Below are 16,232 nucleotides of genomic sequence, written 5' to 3' on the forward strand. Positions count from 1 at the left end.
TCTCCCTCTCTTTTGGAAGAGGGCCGGAGTGAGGAAACAGGGTTAGAAAATTTTCGAGAACTTATCGATGTTGCTCGCATCGTAGACGAACGGTTCGGCCATCGCGCCGCTACCGTCGGCGTCCAGCTTCACTTTGCCCAGTTTGCCCATATTGGCTTCGGTTTTGGTCGCCGTGCCTTTGACTAAATCGTCGGCCAGATACGTGGCGGCGTAGCCGAGGTCAATCGGGTTCCAGATGGCGAAGCTTTTACTGGCGCCGGACTTAATCGCCCCGGCCATTTCCGACGGCAGCCCCAGCCCGGTGACGTAGACCTTGCCGATTTTGCCCTGATCTTTCACCGCCTGCGCGGCGGCCACGATCCCTACCGACGAAGGCGAAACAATCACTTTCAGGTCAGGGTATGACTTCAGCAGGCCCACCGCTTCGCGGTAGCTTTTATCCGACAGATCGTCCCCGTAGGCGACGGTCACCAGATTGACGGACGGGTACTGCGGCAGCACCTTTTTCATCTCCTCAATCCAGATGTTCTGGTTGGTGGAGGTTGGGGTGGCGCTTAAAATCGCCACATCGCCTTTTTCCACGTTCAGCGCCTTCAGCGCATCGGCGGCGAGCTTAACGTTGGTTTCGCCAATCAGCGCGTTATTGGACGGGTTAAGATGGATCTGGCGGCCCGCCGGCGCGACGCCGGAGTCCCAGGAGACCACCTTAATGCCGCGCTGCATCGCTTTTTTCAGTACCGGCACCACGGCGTCGGGATCGTTAGCGGAAATGGCGATCGCATCCACCCCTTGGGCGATCAAACCATTCAGCACTTCGATCTGCGCTTCGGCGGTGGTGGTGGTCGGGCCGGTATAGATCACTTTGACATCGCCTAACTCTTTAGCCGCTTCCTGCGCGCCGACGTTCGCTGCTTCGAAGAATCCATTTCCCAATGATTTCGCCACGAGGGCGATTTTGACTTCGGCTAAAGCGGAACCGGACAACGCCAGGATGGCAACGGTGAGGATCAAGCTTGTGTTTGTTTTCATTGCTTTTACTCCACATGAGTTAGTTTGTAGGGTTTGCAGGTGATTTTTTCGCCCCGTCTCGGTGAGCGGGGCGCGATGTTGTTATGGATAAAGGTCTAACGCGGACTGCAGGGGTTGAACGTTGAAGCGTTTGCCAAGGGCGACCAGCTCTTCGCGGGTGATGGTTTGTTTCATCCCGCCCATTGAGTAAACTTTCACCAGCACCTCGGCGGATTTCTCAGCGGTATCGATCAGGCCGAAGGTTTCGTCCAGATTGGGGCCGCTGCCGAAAACGCCGTGGAATGGCCACAGCACCAGCGAATGTTTCTGCATCGCCTCGGCGGTGGCCTGGCCGATTTCGTCGGTGCCCGGCACCATCCACGGCAGGATGCCGACGCCGTCCGGGAAGACCACCAGGCATTCGGTACTCCCTTCCCACAGCTTGCGGGTAAACAGATCGCTGCTATTCTCCAGCACGTAGGTCAGGGCGATCAGATTGGTGGCGTGGCAGTGCATGATCACCCGGTCTTTACCGTTGGTCAGCCGGATGCGCTCGCTGTGCGACAGGAAGTGCGCCGGCAGCTCGGATGTTGGCACCGCATCGTTGGTCAGGCCCCAAAGAATATGGTATCCCGCGCCGTCGCTGTCGACTTTCACCACCCCGAGGTTCGCCGCCGGGTCGAGCTGGACGTTACGGAAGAATTTACCGGAACCGGTGACGATAAACGGCTGGTTAGCCAGCGTCGGCATCGGCTGGCTCAGGGCGATATAGCGCGGTTTAGCGTGGAAATCCGCCGCGTAGGGTTCGATATCCGCTTCGTCCAGGCGCAGCGTCAGGTTGCCGCCGTTGCGCTCGTCCCAGCCTTTCAGCCAGGCGTCGGAAGTGGCTTTAATCATGCCCTGGACGAACCAGGCGTCGATAATGGTCTGCATAGTCTTGTCTTTCCTGTTGATTCGGCGCGGGGGTGGCCCCTCACCCTAAATATGTGCGAGCCCCGGATTGCGCCGTAAACGGCTTATCCGGGCTACCAGTTCGTAGCCCGGCCGCGACCCGGGGAACGTCCGGGCATTACCCGCGCTGGCTCAGAACCGCATTTTCATAAGCGCGTACGTTATCCAGCCACTGGCTGCCTGCCGGCGTATCGTGACGCTGACAGTACATCTCCCAGATGGCCTGCCACGGCAGGCACTTCTGCTCTTCCAGCAGCGCCAGACGGGCGGTGTAGTCGCCGTCGACTTCCAGCTGACGCAGCTGGGCGGTCGGTTCCAGCAGGGCGCGTAGCAGGGCTTTCTTCATATTGCGGGTACCAATTACCCACGCCGCGATGCGGTTAATCGAAGCGTCGAAGAAATCGAGACCGATATGCACGCGGTCGAACAGATCGTGACGGATGATTTCGCTGGCGATGGCCTGGGTTTCGTCATCCAGCAGCACCACGTGGTCGCTGTCCCAGCGTACCGGACGGCTGACGTGCAGCAGCAGGCGCGGGATATAGAGCATGGCGGCGGAGATTTTGTCGGAGATGACCTCCGTCGGGTGGAAGTGGCCGGCATCCAGGCACAGGGCGGTCTGGCGGCTGGTGGCGTAGCCCATATAGAACTCATTGGAGCCGACGGTGTAGCTTTCCGCGCCGATACCGAACAGTTTGCTCTCGACGGCATCAATGTGGTGCGCCGGGTCCAGCTTCTCGCTGATCACTTCATCGAGCGCGTTCAGCAGGCGCTGGCGCGGCGCGAAGCGGTCAACGGTAATATCCTTCATGCCGTCCGGGATCCAGATATTCATTACCGACGGCGTGCCCAGCTGCTCGCCGAAGTAAGCGGAAATACGGCGGCTGGCCTTGCAGTGATCGATCCAGAACTGGCGGATTTCATCGTTGGCGTGCGACAGCGTAAAGCCGTCGGCGCTTAGCGGATGCGAGAAGCAGGAGGGGTTAAAATCGAGCCCCAGCTTGTTGGCTTTCGCCCACTCAACCCAGTTTTTAAAGTGCTCCGGCTTAATTTCATTACGCGGCACCGGCGCGTCGGATTCGAGATAGAGCGCGTGCAGGTTCAGGCGTTTTGGCCCGGGGATCAGGCTCAGCGCCTGCTCAAGGTCGGCGCGCAGCTCGCTGGCGTTACGCGCTTTACCCGGGTAGTTGCCGGTAGCCTGAATACCGCCGGTCAGGCTTCCTTCCGGGTTTTCGAAACCGACGACGTCATCGCCCTGCCAGCAGTGCATGGAAACGGGCAGGCGATCCAGCTGGCGCAAGGCCTCCTCGACGTCCACGCCGACGCTGGCGTAGCGCTGTTTGGCAATTTCCCAGGCTTGTTCAAGTTGAGTGGTCATGCGCAAAGCTCCTTGGTCTGTTGTGGCTGAAACTGCGCGACGAAGCGGGCAATTTCACTTTCAGGATTGGGGGTAAAGGTGGTGAGGGCGTAGTTTTGCCGCACCACCTGACGGAATTCATCGACGTTGTGCAGCTCGTCCAGGGTCATCAGCTGAATGCCGATATTGCCCAGGGTGGAGGCCTCAACCGGGCCGGCGGTCACGGTGATGCCGCAGGCGTCGGCGCACAGCTGGTTGAGCAGTTCGTTCTGGCAGCCGCCGCCGACAATATGCAGCTGGCTGAACGGCTGACCGCGCAGCGCCGCCAGCTCGTTGAGCACCCGGGCGTAGAGCAGCGCCAGGCTGTCAAAAATACAGCGCGCCAGCTCGGCGTCGGTATCGGGAACCGGCTGCCCGGCTTCGCGGCAGGCGGCCTGGATTTCCGCGCTCATGTTGTCCGGGTTGATAAAGCGGTCATCGTTGCAGTCAATGACGAAGCGGCAGGCCGGAAGCGCAGCGGTACGCGCGATCAGCGCCGGCAGGTCGCCGACGTTTTGCTCCTTGAGCACCCGCTGCAGCAGCCACAGGCCCATAATATTTTTCAGCACCCGATAGCGGCCTTCGGCACCGCCTTCGTTGGTGATATTGGCCCTTAGCGCCGCATCGCTGGTGCAGGGGGTTTTGCTTTCAAAGCCCATCAGCGACCAGGTGCCGGAAGAGAGATACGCGGCGTTTTTGCTGGCCAGCGGCGAGGCGATAACCGCGCTGGCGGTATCGTGGCTGGCGACGGCGACCACCGGGATGTTATTGCCCTGCGGGCAAATCCAGTGGCCAATAACGTTGCCGGGATGGGTCGGCGTTCCGAACCAGTCGCGCGGCGCGCCGCTCCAGTTCAGCAGATCTTCATCCCAGCTATCGCTGTTGATGTTGACCAGCTGCGTGGTGGTGGCGTTGGTGTATTCCCAGTTCATGTTGCCGGTCAGGCGGAAGCTAAAGTAGTCCGGGATCAGCAGCGCGTGCGCGGCCTGGCTGACCAGCTCCGGCTGCTGTTCAACCAGCGCGCGCAGCTGATAAAGGGTATTAAACGGCAGAAACTGAATACCGCTGCGGCGGTAGATCTCCGCCCGGCCCAGCTGCTCTTCGGCATGGCGCATCAGGCCCTGGGTGCGGGAGTCGCGATAGGAAACCGGCAGGCCGACGCGCTGACCCGCTTTATCCAGCAGGACATAATCCACGCCCCAGGTATCGATGCCGATGCTGTCGATCAGGATGCCCTGTTCGCAGACCTTCTCCAGACCGCGGCGAATTTCCCCTTCCAGGCTATCGAGATCCCAGCAGTCGAAGCCATCCACCTTTTGCAGGCTATTGGTAAAACGGTGAATTTCACGCAGCGCCAGCGTTTGCTGACCGGGCTGATAACCGGCGAGCATCACCCGCCCGCTGGAGGCGCCTAAATCGACGGCGACACAATGACGATAACTCATGGGAAGATCCTTGTGAAAATCATTGCATGCAGTCTAAAAAAGTCGCGTCGGGCTCACCTTCTTGTTACTGACAGGGAAAATTGGCCGCTGGCAAGAAAGCAAAGGTGACCGTGAGGGAGGTCACAGTTTCGTTTTCTCCGCGCTGGGGTGAGGGATGTGATGTTGTCCGCAGTTCCCGATCTTTCCCGTCATTTCTTGAAAAAGCGGCAGGCTTTACGAATTTTGCGGTCAAAAATTGAAGGCCGGATCGCCGACCCTTAATTACTATTTGCTCCACTGATTGATAACTTTTCTCATCTCGAGGAGCGGCTATGACTATGTTGCACAGTGTGGATTTCTTTAAGTCCGGCGTTTCAGCTGTCGCCATTGAGCCGCGGCTCCCGCAATCCGCTTTTCCTGAGCATCACCATGATTTTCATGAGATTGTTATTGTGGAGCACGGCACCGGGATTCACGTTTTCAACGGCCAGCCCTACACCATCAGCGGCGGCTCGGTCTGCTTTATCCGCGATCACGATCGCCATCTCTACGAGCATACGGATAATTTATGCCTGACTAACGTGCTCTATCGCGCGCCGGACGCGTTTCGCTTTTTGTCCGGCCTGAACGCGCTGTTGCCGCAGGAGCAGGAGGGGAACTACCTCTCGCACTGGCGGGTGAATCAGAATGCGTTGCAGCAGGTGCGCCAGATTGTGGAGCAGATGGAGAACGTTGGCGCGGATGCGGATATGCACGCCATCGCCAGCCGCGAGATTTTATTTATGCAGCTGCTGGTGCACCTGCGTAAAAGCAGCCTCGCCGAAGGGGCCGCCAACAACGACGCGCGGCTCAACCATTTGATGGCCTGGCTGGAAGACCATTTTGCCGAAGATATCTGCTGGGAAGAGGTGGCGGCGCGCTTTTCGCTCTCCTTGCGAACCCTGCACCGTCAGTTAAAACAGCAAACCGGGCTGACGCCGCAGCGCTATCTGAATCGGGTGCGGTTGATGAAAGCGCGCCATCTGCTGCGCCATAGCGATGATAGCGTGACCGATATCGCCTATCGCTGCGGATTCGGCGACAGTAACCACTTTTCGACGCTTTTCCGCCGCGAGTTTGACTGGTCTCCGCGCGATATTCGCCAGGGGCGCGACGCCATTCTTCAGTAACGGGAGAGCAGTCAACGTTTTGACAGACATAAACGCGAATAATGAAACGTTATTCACGTCCGGAGTTGATGTCGTGGCAGGTCAGCTGATTCTTCGCAAAGATGAATTTTTTGCCTCTCCCGCTCAGGCGGTGGCGGTGGCGGATCGCTATCCGCAAAACGTCTTCGCCGAGCACACCCATGAGTTCTGCGAACTGGTGCTGGTGTGGCGGGGTAACGGCCTGCATGTCCTGAACGATCGTCCGTGGCGCATTACCCGCGGCGATCTGTTCTATATCCGCGCGGAAGATAAACACTCCTACGCCTCGGTGAACGATCTCGTCCTGCAAAACGTCATTTATTGCCCGGACCGGCTGCGGCTTAACTTTGACTGGGCCGCGCACATTCCCGGCCTGTTCGGCACCCCGTGGGTTCCGCACTGGCGGATTGGCAGCAGCGGCATGGCCCAGGTCAGGCAGGTGATTACCCAGCTGGAGCATGAAAGCAGCCGCAGCGATGCGCAGGCCAATAATATGGCCGAACTGCTGTTTGCGCAGCTGGCGCTTATTCTTCAGCGCTATCGCTACGCCACCGATAATCTGGCGGCAACCCAAAGCGAAGCGCTGCTCGATAAGCTGCTCACCGAGCTGGCGGGCAGCCTCAATCGTCCTTTCTTTCTTGACCGTTTTTGCGAGCGCGAAGGGTGCAGCGAACGCGCGCTGCGCCAGCAGTTTCGTCAGCAGACGGGGATGACCATCAACCACTACCTGCGCCAGCTGCGCATCTGTCACGCGCAGTATCTGCTGCAGCATACCGAACGGCTGATTGGCGAAGTGGCGATGCAGTGCGGGTTTGAAGATAGCAACTACTTTTCGGTGGTGTTTAACCGCGAGATAGGCATGACGCCGGGGCAGTGGCGGCAGCGCAGTCGCACCGCCGCCTGACGACGCTAGTTCGCCATTCCCAGACCAACGATATTGGCGGCGATAATAATCACCACGCAGCCGAGGCTGAGGACGCCCACCGGACGACGACCGGCGTTGTTCCACTCTTTCAGTATCAGACCCACGAGGCCGCCGCACAGCACGTAGAAGCTCATATGCAGCATCCAGCTCATGTAGTCGTACTGCGCCGGAATGCTGGCGTGGCCCCAGGCGTAGAAAAAGAACTGCAGATACCACATCAGGCCGCCTAACGCCGAAAGCAGGATATTGCTGATGATGAGCGGTTTTGCCAGCGAGAAGTCGGCTTTTATCGACAGGTTTTTTACTTTTGCCAGACGGATGAAGCAGAAGCCGAGGTTGACCAGCGCGCCGCCGCCCATGATCACCACATAGCTTGGCAGCGCGGTGTAGAGCGGATCAACGCCGAGCGCGGCGGCGGCTTCATGCATCGGCTTGGCGGCGTTCATGGCGAACGACATACCGGCCGAGAAGATGCCGCACATCACCGCCAGCAGCAGCCCCTTTTTCAGGTTGAAGTCTTCGGCTTTGATGCCCATTTTGCGCTCTTTCAGCTGGCCTGCGCGGGTGACGATACCCACGCCAATCACCGCGACCAGCACGCCGAGCAGCGTCATCTGGCCGCCTTTAGTGTTAATGAGAACATCAAACTGACCGTTAAGAATCGGCGTCATTAACGTGCCGACAATCAGCGTGATACCAATGGCGATGCCGATCCCCATCGACATCCCCAGGTAACGCATCGTCAGGCCGTAGTTGATATTACCGATACCCCACATGGCGCCGAACAGGAAAACGGGCAGCAGAGTGGAGGCGTTAAAAGAACCGTAATAGGCCCAGAAATCGGGCAGCAGCATGGCGCTGATGGCCCAGGGGAGGATCAGCCAGGAGACAATACCGCCGATAGACCACATGGTTTCCCAGGACCAATGTTTAACTTTCTTGAACGGGGCATAGAAACAGGCTGCACTGGCCGCACCTATCAAATGCCAAAAAATACCCATCGTAATCGCGTGATTCATTGATTTTATCCTCATCTATTTTTTATCGGATAAATCTTCTTCCGACCCGATGAGTGTAAAAATCGGTCAGTTTTTCCGCCTTTAAGCTGTTGCCACCCGAAGCCTGAACCTGGCAACCAAAAACTTAATTAGTTGTTCTGTATCACAAAACGACATCTATTACCCATTGTTATAACCTTATTAAAAATACGGCATTGATAAGCGTTTTCAATATCATTTAATTAACTATAATGAACCAACTGCTTACGCGGCATTAACACTTTCCGCCGCTCGACAATAATGGAGATGATTATGAGTTATACACTGCCTGCCCTGCCGTACGCTTATGACGCCCTGGAACCGCATTTTGACAAGCAGACGATGGAAATCCATCACACTAAACACCACCAGACCTACGTAAATAACGCTAACGCAGCGCTGGAAAGCCTGCCTGAGTTCGCGAGCCTGTCCGCAGAAGAGCTGATTACCAAACTGGATCAGCTGCCGGCAGACAAAAAAACCGTGCTGCGTAACAACGCAGGCGGCCACGCTAACCACAGCCTTTTCTGGAAAGGCCTGAAAACCGGTACCACCCTGCAGGGCGACCTGAAAGCGGCTATCGAGCGTGATTTCGGTTCCGTTGACAACTTCAAAGCGGAATTTGAAAAAGCGGCGGCGACCCGTTTCGGCTCCGGCTGGGCGTGGCTGGTGCTGAAAGGCGACAAGCTGGCGGTGGTTTCTACCGCTAACCAGGACTCCCCGCTGATGGGCGAAGCGATCTCTGGTGCTTCCGGCTTCCCGATTATCGGCCTGGACGTGTGGGAACACGCTTACTACCTGAAATTCCAGAACCGCCGCCCGGACTACATCAAAGCGTTCTGGGACGTGGTGAACTGGGACGAAGCCGCAGCGCGTTTTGCCGCCAAAAAATAAGGTTGCATTGTGCTGAGCGAGAAGCGAGTCTGATGACTCGCTTTTTTTATATCCGCAGCAAAGGAGCAGCGATGCACTATCCGGTGAATGTCTTTGTGGGCAAGGTAAGGGATTATGACGGCAGCCGTCCAAGCGCCATCGGTAAAATTCAGGTCGATGGTGAACTGACCCTCGGCGATTTGGGGCTGGAGGGCGATGAGCAGGCGGAGAAGAAAATTCACGGCGGGCCGGACCGCGCGCTGTGCCACTATCCCCGTGAACACTACGCCCACTGGGCCCGTGAGCTTCCGCAGCAGGCGGATCTTTTCTGCGCCCCGGCGTTTGGCGAAAATCTCTCGACCGAAGGGCTGACCGAAAAAAACGTCTACATTGGCGATATCTTCCGCTGGGGAGAAGCGCTGATTCAGGTCACGCAGCCGCGATCGCCGTGCTTCAAGCTCAACTATCACTTTGCCGTCAGCGATATGGCGCAGCTTATGCAAAACAGCGGCAAAACCGGCTGGCTGTATCGGGTGGTGGCGGGCGGGCAGGTGTCCAGCGATGCGCCGCTGGCGCTGGTTTCCCGGCTCAGCGACGTGAGCGTTCACGAAGCGGGCGCCATCGCCTGGCAGATGCCGTTTGATGATGAGCAGTACCACCGTCTGCTCTCCGCGGCGGGGCTGTCGGTGAGCTGGAGCCGTACCATGCAGAAACGGCGCCTGAGCGGGAAGATCGAAAATAATTCGCGGAGATTGTGGGGAAAATAGCGCTTCCGTGCGCGTTCCCGGATGGCGGCGCGTTGCGCCTTATCCGGGCTACCCGTTTCGAACCCGGCCCGGCGAAGCCAGGCCGGGGGGATCAGGTGCGCTTGTACAGCGGCAGCCAGAGGGTTAAGCGCAGGCCGCCCAGCGGGCTGTCGTCGGCCTTCACCCAACCGCGATGCTGTTGAATCGCCGCCTCGACAATCGCCAGCCCCAGGCCGGTACCGCCAGACTCGCGGTCGCGCGCCTCATCGGTACGGTAGAACGGACGGAAAATCTGCTCGCGATCCTCCGGACTCACGCCCGGGCCGTCATCATCGACGTTCACCGTGATGCCGTCTTTATCCACTGAGAAGCTTACCGAAATTTTAGTATGCGAGTAGCGCAGCGCGTTACGCACGATATTCTCCAGCGCGCTTTCCAGGGCATTGGGGTTACCGTACAGCGGCCACGGCCCCGGCGGATACTCGACGGTGAACGATTTCCCCATCTGTTCGGCTTCAAAGGCGGCGTTATCCAGCACCTCGCCCCACAGCTGGTTGGCTTTCACCGTTTCGCTGACCAGCGCGGTTTTCGCCTGATTGCGCGACATCACCAGCAGGTCGTTGATCATGCTATCCAGCCGGTGCGCTTCCATCTCAATCCGCTCCAGCTCTTTGCTTTCCCCGCTGCGGCGGCGCAGCAATGCGGTGCCTAACTGCAGGCGGGTCAGCGGCGTGCGCAGTTCGTGCGAGATATCGGACAGCAGACGATGCTGGCTGGACATCATGCGCTCCAGCGCGGTCACCATCTGGTTAAAACTGGTCCCGGCGGCTAAAAACTCCTGCGGACCGGCTTCCAGCTCCGGATGCTGACGCAGGTTGCCCTGGGCGACTTCATCGGCGGCATTTTTGAGCTTACGCGCGGGTTTCGCCAGGCTCCACGCCAGCCATAGCAGCAGCGGGGCGCTGACTAACATCGTGACGATCAGCAGCAGTAGCGGCCGGTCGAACAGCAGATTGATGAAGTCTGATTGTGACGTATTGGCAGGACGAATCAGATAGAGCTGGTAGTTATCTTCTCCATCCCTGACGGAAAAAGGCCCGACCATTTCCAGACGACCATAGCGCTTTTTCTGCGGATGGTCGGCGTTATCCGCCTGGCCGATAAAGTTGCGGATAATCTGCATTTCGTTGCGTTCGGCACCGATAACGCGACCTTCGCTGGTGACCAGCAGCAAACGCTGGCCCGGCGGAGCCCACTTATCGATGGCGCGAAACAGACGACGCCACCACATCAGGTCGTTTGGCGGATCGTTCGCCAGTTCGGCCTCGACGTGCTGTTCAATCATGATGCCCTGACGTTGCTCGCTCTCCAGCAGCTCGGTCATCTGGCGCGAGTCCAGCTTAGGCAGCATCAGAACCAGCATCAACACCAGCGCCAGCGTGAGCCAGAAAATAGCGAAGATGCGTGCGGTTAAACTTCCAATCATGAAGCCGATACCATCAGATAGCCGCGTCCGCGCAGGGTTTTAAACCACGGATGGCCGTCTTTGCGCTCCGGCAGCTTGCGCCGCAGGTTGGAGATGTGCATATCGATTGCGCGATCGAATGGCGTCAGGCGTTTACCCAGCACTTCCTGGCTAAGATGCTCACGCGATACCACCTGGCCAAGATGCTGCGCCAGAAGATAGAGCAGGGTGAACTCGGTGCCGGTCAGCTCGAGGGTCAGACCATCGAAGCTGGCTTCCTGGCGACCAGGGTTAAGGCTTAGCGCATCCACTTCCAGCGTCGGTGAACCGGCTTCGGTTGTCTGCTGCTGCTCGCTCCAGTGCGACCGGCGCAGAATCGCGCGTATACGCGCCACCAGCTCACGATCGTTGAACGGCTTAGGCAAATAATCGTCCGCGCCCAGCTCGAGGCCGAGAACGCGATCCAGCTCGCTCCCGCGGGCCGTTAGCATGATAACCGGGGTCTGGTGTGTCTGACGCAACTCTTTGAGCGTGTCGATACCGTTTTTCTTCGGCATCATCACATCAAGCAAAAGTAAATCGATGCTGTCGTCCAGAAGGGCCAGCGCCTGTTCCCCATCATGGGCGACGAGCACATTAAAACCTTCCATATCGAGCAGCTCTTTTAACAGGGAGGTGAGCTCCCGGTCATCATCTACTAACAGGATTTTATTCATTGTTTAAATACCTCCGAGGCAGAAATTACGTCATCAAGGCTCGCTAATCCATGACTTTACGTTGTTTTACACCCCCTGACGCATGTTTGCAGCCTGCATCGTAAACTCTCTCTCGTTGAATCGCGACACAAACGTTTTGGGAGTATGTGATGCGCAATGTTTTCGCTGCCGTCATGGCCTCAACGCTGGCGCTAAGTGCATATAGCCAAGCCGCTGAAGTCGTCACCAGCGTTAACTGGCTTCCCGGAGACGAAGGGGTCCAGCGCAGCAGCCAGAGCCATATGTTTGACGGCATAAGTTTAACTGAACACCAACGGCAACAGTTACGAGATCTTATGCAGCGGGCACGCCACGACAGGCCACCCGTTAATGTTAGCGAAATGGAGACAATGCATCGCCTTGTCACCGCAGAAAATTTTGATGAAAACGCTGTACGCGCTCAGGCAGATAAGATGGCGCAGGAACAGGTTGCCCGCCAGGTTGAAATGGCAAAAGTTCGCAACCAGATGTATCACCTGCTAACGCCAGAGCAGCAAGCGGTTTTAAACGCTAAGCACCAGCAACGAATGGATCAGTTGCGTGAGGTTGCACGGATGCAAAAAGGCTCAGCGATGATGCTTTCGAGTAGTAGCAATACCCTGCAACCCCAGTAACAACCCTGTTTTCCTTGCCATAGACACCATCCCTGTCTTCCCCCACATGATGTGGGGGTTTTTTTTGCCCGTTATTCAGTACCCTCCTGCCTCCCCGTCCCGGTAAAAGATCGGGTTATACTAAGCGCATCGCGAAGTAAGGAGCGTTTATGAATCAATCTTATGGGCAGCTGGTGAGCCGCGCGGCGATTGCGGCGACGGTGATGGCCTCTGCGTTACTTTTGATCAAGATTTTTGCATGGTGGTATACCGGGTCTGTGAGTATTCTGGCGGCGCTGGTTGATTCACTGGTGGATATCGCCGCCTCGTTGACCAACCTGCTGGTGGTGCGTTATTCGCTGCAGCCTGCCGATGAAGAACATACCTTTGGCCATGGTAAAGCGGAATCGCTGGCCGCGCTGGCGCAAAGTATGTTTGTCTCCGGCTCGGCGCTGTTTCTGTTCTTGACCGGTATTGATCATCTCGTTCGTCCTGAGCCGATGAATGCGGCGGGCGTAGGGATGGTGGTGACGCTGATTGCGCTGGTCAGCACGCTGCTGCTGGTCACGTTCCAGCGCTGGGTAGTAAGAAAAACACAAAGTCAGGCGGTACGGGCGGATATGCTTCATTATCAGTCTGATGTTATGATGAACGGCGCAATTCTGGTGGCGCTGGCCCTCTCCTGGTACGGCTGGCACCGTGCTGATGCGCTGTTTGCATTAGGTATAGGCGTCTATATTTTATATAGCGCGCTGCGCATGGCTTATGACGCCGTTCAGTCGTTGTTAGACCGCGCGCTTCCTGATGAGGAACGCCAGGAAATTATCAATATCGTGACCGCGTGGCCAGGCGTCAGCGGGGCGCACGATCTACGAACGCGGCAGTCAGGGCCGACTCGCTTTATTCAGATTCATTTGGAAATGGAAGATAACCTCCCGCTGGTTCAGGCACACGTGATTGCCGACCAGGTGGAGCAGGCGCTGTTGCTCCGTTTTCCCGGGTCCGATGTCATTATCCACCAGGACCCCTGCTCTGTGGTGCCGTTAGGGCGGCAGGGTGTTTTATGATCTTTAGGTTATAGTCTGTAAACTCGATGTAAAAGTGTGGGGCGGATCGGCATTTTTTGTATAAATTACCGCCATTTGGTCTGACCTGAATCAATTCAGCCAGAAGCGTTTGATATACTATTGCAATTATCGTTGTGCACTCCTCGTGAGGGGCGCTTCAGGCAACAGGATTATTTTTTGCTTCCTAAGTTCAGAGGTAGTCATGATTAAGAAAATCGGTGTGTTGACAAGTGGCGGTGATGCCCCGGGCATGAACGCAGCAATTCGTGGCGTTGTGCGTGCGGCATTAACGGAAGGTCTGGAAGTTTTTGGAATCTATGACGGTTACCTCGGCCTGTATGAAGATCGTATGGTTCAGCTCGACCGCTACAGCGTTTCCGACATGATCAACCGCGGCGGCACCTTCCTGGGGTCGGCGCGTTTTCCAGAATTCCGCGAAGAACATATTCGCGCCGTCGCGATTGAAAATATGAGAAAGCGCGGCCTGGATGCGCTGGTGGTTATCGGTGGTGACGGTTCCTACATGGGTGCCGTGCGTCTGACTGAGATGGGCTTCCCCTGCATCGGTCTGCCGGGCACCATCGACAACGATATTAAAGGCACCGACTATACCATCGGCTTCTTTACCGCATTGAGCACCGTGGTAGAGGCCATTGACCGCCTGCGTGACACCTCTTCCTCCCACCAGCGTATTTCCGTTGTTGAAGTGATGGGCCGCTACTGCGGCGATCTGACCCTGGCGGCAGCTATCTCCGGCGGCTGTGAGTTCATCATGGTGCCTGAGGTTGAATACACGCGCGACGACCTTGTTTCAGAAATTAAGGCGGGTATCGCGAAAGGCAAAAAACACGCGATTGTGGCGATCACCGAGCATATGTGCGACGTCGACGAGCTGGCTCACTACATCGAGAAAGAGACCGGCCGTGAAACTCGTGCCACCGTACTGGGCCACATTCAGCGCGGCGGCTCTCCGGTTCCTTATGACCGTATTCTGGCATCCCGCATGGGCGCGTACGCGATTGACCTGCTGCTGCAGGGCTTCGGCGGCCGCTGCGTTGGTATTCAGAACGAGAAGCTGGTTCACCACGACATTATCGACGCTATCGAAAACATGAAGCGTCCGTTCAAAAGCGACTGGCTGGATTGCGCTAAGAAGCTGTACTAAGCCTCCGGCGGAAATAAAAAGGCCTTCTCAGAGAGAAGGCCTTTTTTATGGGCGGGACGCTACTCGATATCCAGGGCATCCTCGGAGAGGATAATCCCGGTATTATCGGCGTAGAGATGGTCGCCGGAAAAGAAGGTGACGCCGCCGAAGTTGACGCGCACGTCGCTTTCGCCGATACCTTCACCTGCGGCCCCGACGGGGATAGCCGCCAGCGCCTGGATGCCGATATCCAGCTCTTCCAGATCGTCAACCTGACGCACAGCGCCATAGACGACCAGCCCTTCCCACTCGTTTTGTACGGCCAGACGCGCCAGGTCAGCGTCAATCAATGCGCGTCGAACGGAACCACCGCCGTCAACCAACAGGACATGGCCACGGCCGTTCTGTTCGAGCATATCGTAGAGCAACCCGTTATCCTCGAAACATTTTACCGTGATGATTTGTCCACCAAACGACGAGCGCCCCCCAAAGTTGGAGAACAGAGGTTCCACGACGTTGACATCCTCCTGGTAGATGTCACAAAGCTCGGAAGTATCGTATTTCATAGGCTTAACGTTCAGTTGCTGCGAGAATTTTCAGTATATCGCGTGAATCGTACTGTTGGCAAAATCATCAATTGTTAATTGATATTTGTCAGTTAACCCACAAGCCGGCTGCAAATAATTCCGATAACAAACAGCAGGTTGGTCAGCAGCGCCCCTTTAACCGTTCTTTCGAGCATTGGACGCATGGCGACAGGGTCGCGTTCGCGCATCACATAACGCGCCTGTTGGACCAGCAGCGGCGTTGCCAGCAGGAACAGCCAACCCCACGGATTATGCAGCGAGAGAAGGTTAAACAGCGCCAGGCACAGCGGCGCGCCAAACAGCAGGCAGGCGTGGTAGCGGCGAGCGTTAACCGGCCCCAGGCGCACGGCGAGGGTGTTTTTACCGTTTTCACGATCGCTGTCGATATCACGCAGGTTGTTAATATTCAGCACCGCCGTTGCCAGCAGACCGCAGGCGGTGGCGGGTAAGAAAATAACCGCTTCAACGCTGTGCGCCTGGAGGTACCAGCTCCCGACCACGCTAAGCCAGCCGAAGAACACCAGCACGGAGATATCGCCAAGGCCGATGTAGCCGTAAGGACGAGTGCCGACGGTGTAGGTAATGGCGGCCACGATCGATAGCCCGCCAAGCACCATAAAACCGATAAAATCGGCCATGGTCTGCCAGGCCAGGAACAGCAGCGCCAGGCCAGAGAGACAAATCAGCGCCACGGTGAGAATCAACGCGCGTTTCATCTGCGCCTGGGTGATTGCCCCTTTCTGCATCCCGCGCAGGGGGCCGATACGGTCAGGTTTATCGCTGCCTTTTACCGCGTCGCCATAATCGTTGGCCAGATTGGAGAGGATTTGTAATAAACCGGCGGTGATGATGGCCAGCAGGGCAACCCAGGGATCGAAGCTGCCCTGATGCCAGGCAAGCGCGGAGCCGACAATAATGGCGGCAAAGGCCAGAGGTAACGTTTTGGGGCGCAGGCTTTCCAGCCAGGCCTGGGTGCGAGTGATAGCGTGTTCGGTCATAAGTCCCGGCCAATAAAAAATGGGGCTCTACCCTTCATACTTCAAGCTGCAGATGCGTTGGCGACGCGCATTCACC

At 57.2% G+C, this 16,232-nt stretch carries 16 protein-coding genes; 7 read left to right on the forward strand and 9 right to left on the reverse strand.

Annotation, left to right across the window (positions count from 1 at the left end; genetic code table 11):
- Window positions 1-42: 42 nt before the first annotated feature.
- From rhaS (MKleb_RS00655) to rhaB, 4 genes are all read right to left on the reverse strand, one after another.
- Window positions 43-1,029, reverse strand: coding sequence for a rhamnose ABC transporter substrate-binding protein (rhaS, locus tag MKleb_RS00655; protein ID WP_004127197.1), 987 nt, complete (start codon window positions 1,027-1,029; stop codon window positions 43-45).
- 81 nt (window positions 1,030-1,110) lie between these two features.
- A complete protein-coding gene (rhaD, locus tag MKleb_RS00660; protein WP_014227419.1) occupies window positions 1,111-1,941 on the reverse strand; it encodes a rhamnulose-1-phosphate aldolase in 831 nt (276 codons plus the stop codon).
- Window positions 1,942-2,077: 136 nt separating this feature from the next.
- Window positions 2,078-3,337 carry an L-rhamnose isomerase gene (rhaA, locus tag MKleb_RS00665; protein WP_025106561.1) on the reverse strand — a complete coding sequence of 420 codons (1,260 nt, stop codon included), beginning with the start codon at window positions 3,335-3,337 and terminating at the stop codon, window positions 2,078-2,080.
- The gene (gene rhaB, locus MKleb_RS00670) at window positions 3,334-4,800 is read right to left on the reverse strand and encodes a rhamnulokinase (protein ID WP_025106562.1); all 1,467 of its coding nucleotides are present in this window, start codon (window positions 4,798-4,800) and stop codon (window positions 3,334-3,336) included. The genes rhaA and rhaB overlap by 4 nt, the downstream gene beginning before the upstream one ends.
- A 311-nt stretch (window positions 4,801-5,111) precedes the next feature.
- Here rhaB and rhaS (MKleb_RS00675) point away from each other — a divergent pair, with 311 nt between their 5' ends.
- Both rhaS (MKleb_RS00675) and rhaR read left to right on the forward strand, forming a co-directional pair.
- Window positions 5,112-5,948, forward strand: coding sequence for an HTH-type transcriptional activator RhaS (gene rhaS / locus MKleb_RS00675; protein ID WP_014227422.1), 837 nt, complete (start codon window positions 5,112-5,114; stop codon window positions 5,946-5,948).
- 73 nt (window positions 5,949-6,021) lie between these two features.
- A complete protein-coding gene (gene rhaR, locus MKleb_RS00680; RefSeq protein WP_004127212.1) occupies window positions 6,022-6,870 on the forward strand; it encodes an HTH-type transcriptional activator RhaR in 849 nt (282 codons plus the stop codon).
- 5 nt (window positions 6,871-6,875) lie between these two features.
- Here the strand turns inward: rhaR and rhaT are convergent, their stop codons facing one another.
- Entirely contained in the window at window positions 6,876-7,910 is a 1,035-nt protein-coding gene (rhaT, locus tag MKleb_RS00685; protein ID WP_004107493.1) for an L-rhamnose/proton symporter RhaT, read from the reverse strand.
- 291 nt (window positions 7,911-8,201) lie between these two features.
- Between rhaT and sodA the strand changes: the two genes are divergently transcribed.
- The gene (gene sodA, locus MKleb_RS00690) at window positions 8,202-8,822 is read left to right on the forward strand and encodes a superoxide dismutase [Mn] (RefSeq protein ID WP_004127220.1); all 621 of its coding nucleotides are present in this window, start codon (window positions 8,202-8,204) and stop codon (window positions 8,820-8,822) included.
- A 71-nt stretch (window positions 8,823-8,893) separates the two neighbouring features.
- The gene (gene yiiM, locus MKleb_RS00695; RefSeq protein ID WP_014227423.1) at window positions 8,894-9,568 is read left to right on the forward strand and encodes a 6-hydroxyaminopurine reductase; all 675 of its coding nucleotides are present in this window, start codon (window positions 8,894-8,896) and stop codon (window positions 9,566-9,568) included.
- Window positions 9,569-9,659: 91 nt separating this feature from the next.
- On the opposite strand, the gene cpxA is transcribed toward yiiM, so the two are convergent.
- Window positions 9,660-11,033, reverse strand: coding sequence for an envelope stress sensor histidine kinase CpxA (gene cpxA, locus MKleb_RS00700; protein ID WP_004107505.1), 1,374 nt, complete (start codon window positions 11,031-11,033; stop codon window positions 9,660-9,662).
- Window positions 11,030-11,728, reverse strand: a complete 699-nt coding sequence (gene cpxR / locus MKleb_RS00705; protein ID WP_004127228.1) for an envelope stress response regulator transcription factor CpxR — start codon at window positions 11,726-11,728, stop codon at window positions 11,030-11,032. The genes cpxA and cpxR overlap by 4 nt, the downstream gene beginning before the upstream one ends.
- Window positions 11,729-11,877: 149 nt before the next feature.
- On the opposite strand from cpxR, the gene cpxP reads away from it, so the two are divergent.
- The 3 genes from cpxP (at window position 11,878) to pfkA (ending at window position 14,592) form a co-directional block, all read left to right on the forward strand.
- The gene (gene cpxP, locus MKleb_RS00710; RefSeq protein WP_217076403.1) at window positions 11,878-12,381 is read left to right on the forward strand and encodes a cell-envelope stress modulator CpxP; all 504 of its coding nucleotides are present in this window, start codon (window positions 11,878-11,880) and stop codon (window positions 12,379-12,381) included.
- Window positions 12,382-12,530: 149 nt separating this feature from the next.
- On the forward strand, window positions 12,531-13,427 hold the full coding sequence (fieF, locus tag MKleb_RS00715; protein ID WP_014227425.1) for a CDF family cation-efflux transporter FieF: 897 nt from the start codon (window positions 12,531-12,533) through the stop codon (window positions 13,425-13,427).
- Window positions 13,428-13,629: 202 nt separating this feature from the next.
- The gene (gene pfkA / locus MKleb_RS00720; RefSeq protein WP_004127238.1) at window positions 13,630-14,592 is read left to right on the forward strand and encodes a 6-phosphofructokinase; all 963 of its coding nucleotides are present in this window, start codon (window positions 13,630-13,632) and stop codon (window positions 14,590-14,592) included.
- A 59-nt stretch (window positions 14,593-14,651) separates the two neighbouring features.
- On the opposite strand, the gene rraA is transcribed toward pfkA, so the two are convergent.
- Together rraA and menA are read right to left on the reverse strand one after the other, a co-directional pair.
- A complete protein-coding gene (gene rraA, locus MKleb_RS00725; RefSeq protein WP_004127241.1) occupies window positions 14,652-15,137 on the reverse strand; it encodes a ribonuclease E activity regulator RraA in 486 nt (161 codons plus the stop codon).
- A 92-nt stretch (window positions 15,138-15,229) separates the two neighbouring features.
- Window positions 15,230-16,156 (reverse strand): 1,4-dihydroxy-2-naphthoate polyprenyltransferase, encoded by a 927-nt coding sequence (gene menA / locus MKleb_RS00730; protein ID WP_025106563.1) that lies wholly within the window; start codon window positions 16,154-16,156, stop codon window positions 15,230-15,232.
- Between the last annotated feature and the right edge of the window lie 76 nt (window positions 16,157-16,232).

Source organism: Klebsiella sp. PL-2018 (genome assembly GCF_019048985.1).
In the GTDB taxonomy this organism is placed as follows: domain Bacteria; phylum Pseudomonadota; class Gammaproteobacteria; order Enterobacterales; family Enterobacteriaceae; genus Klebsiella; species Klebsiella michiganensis.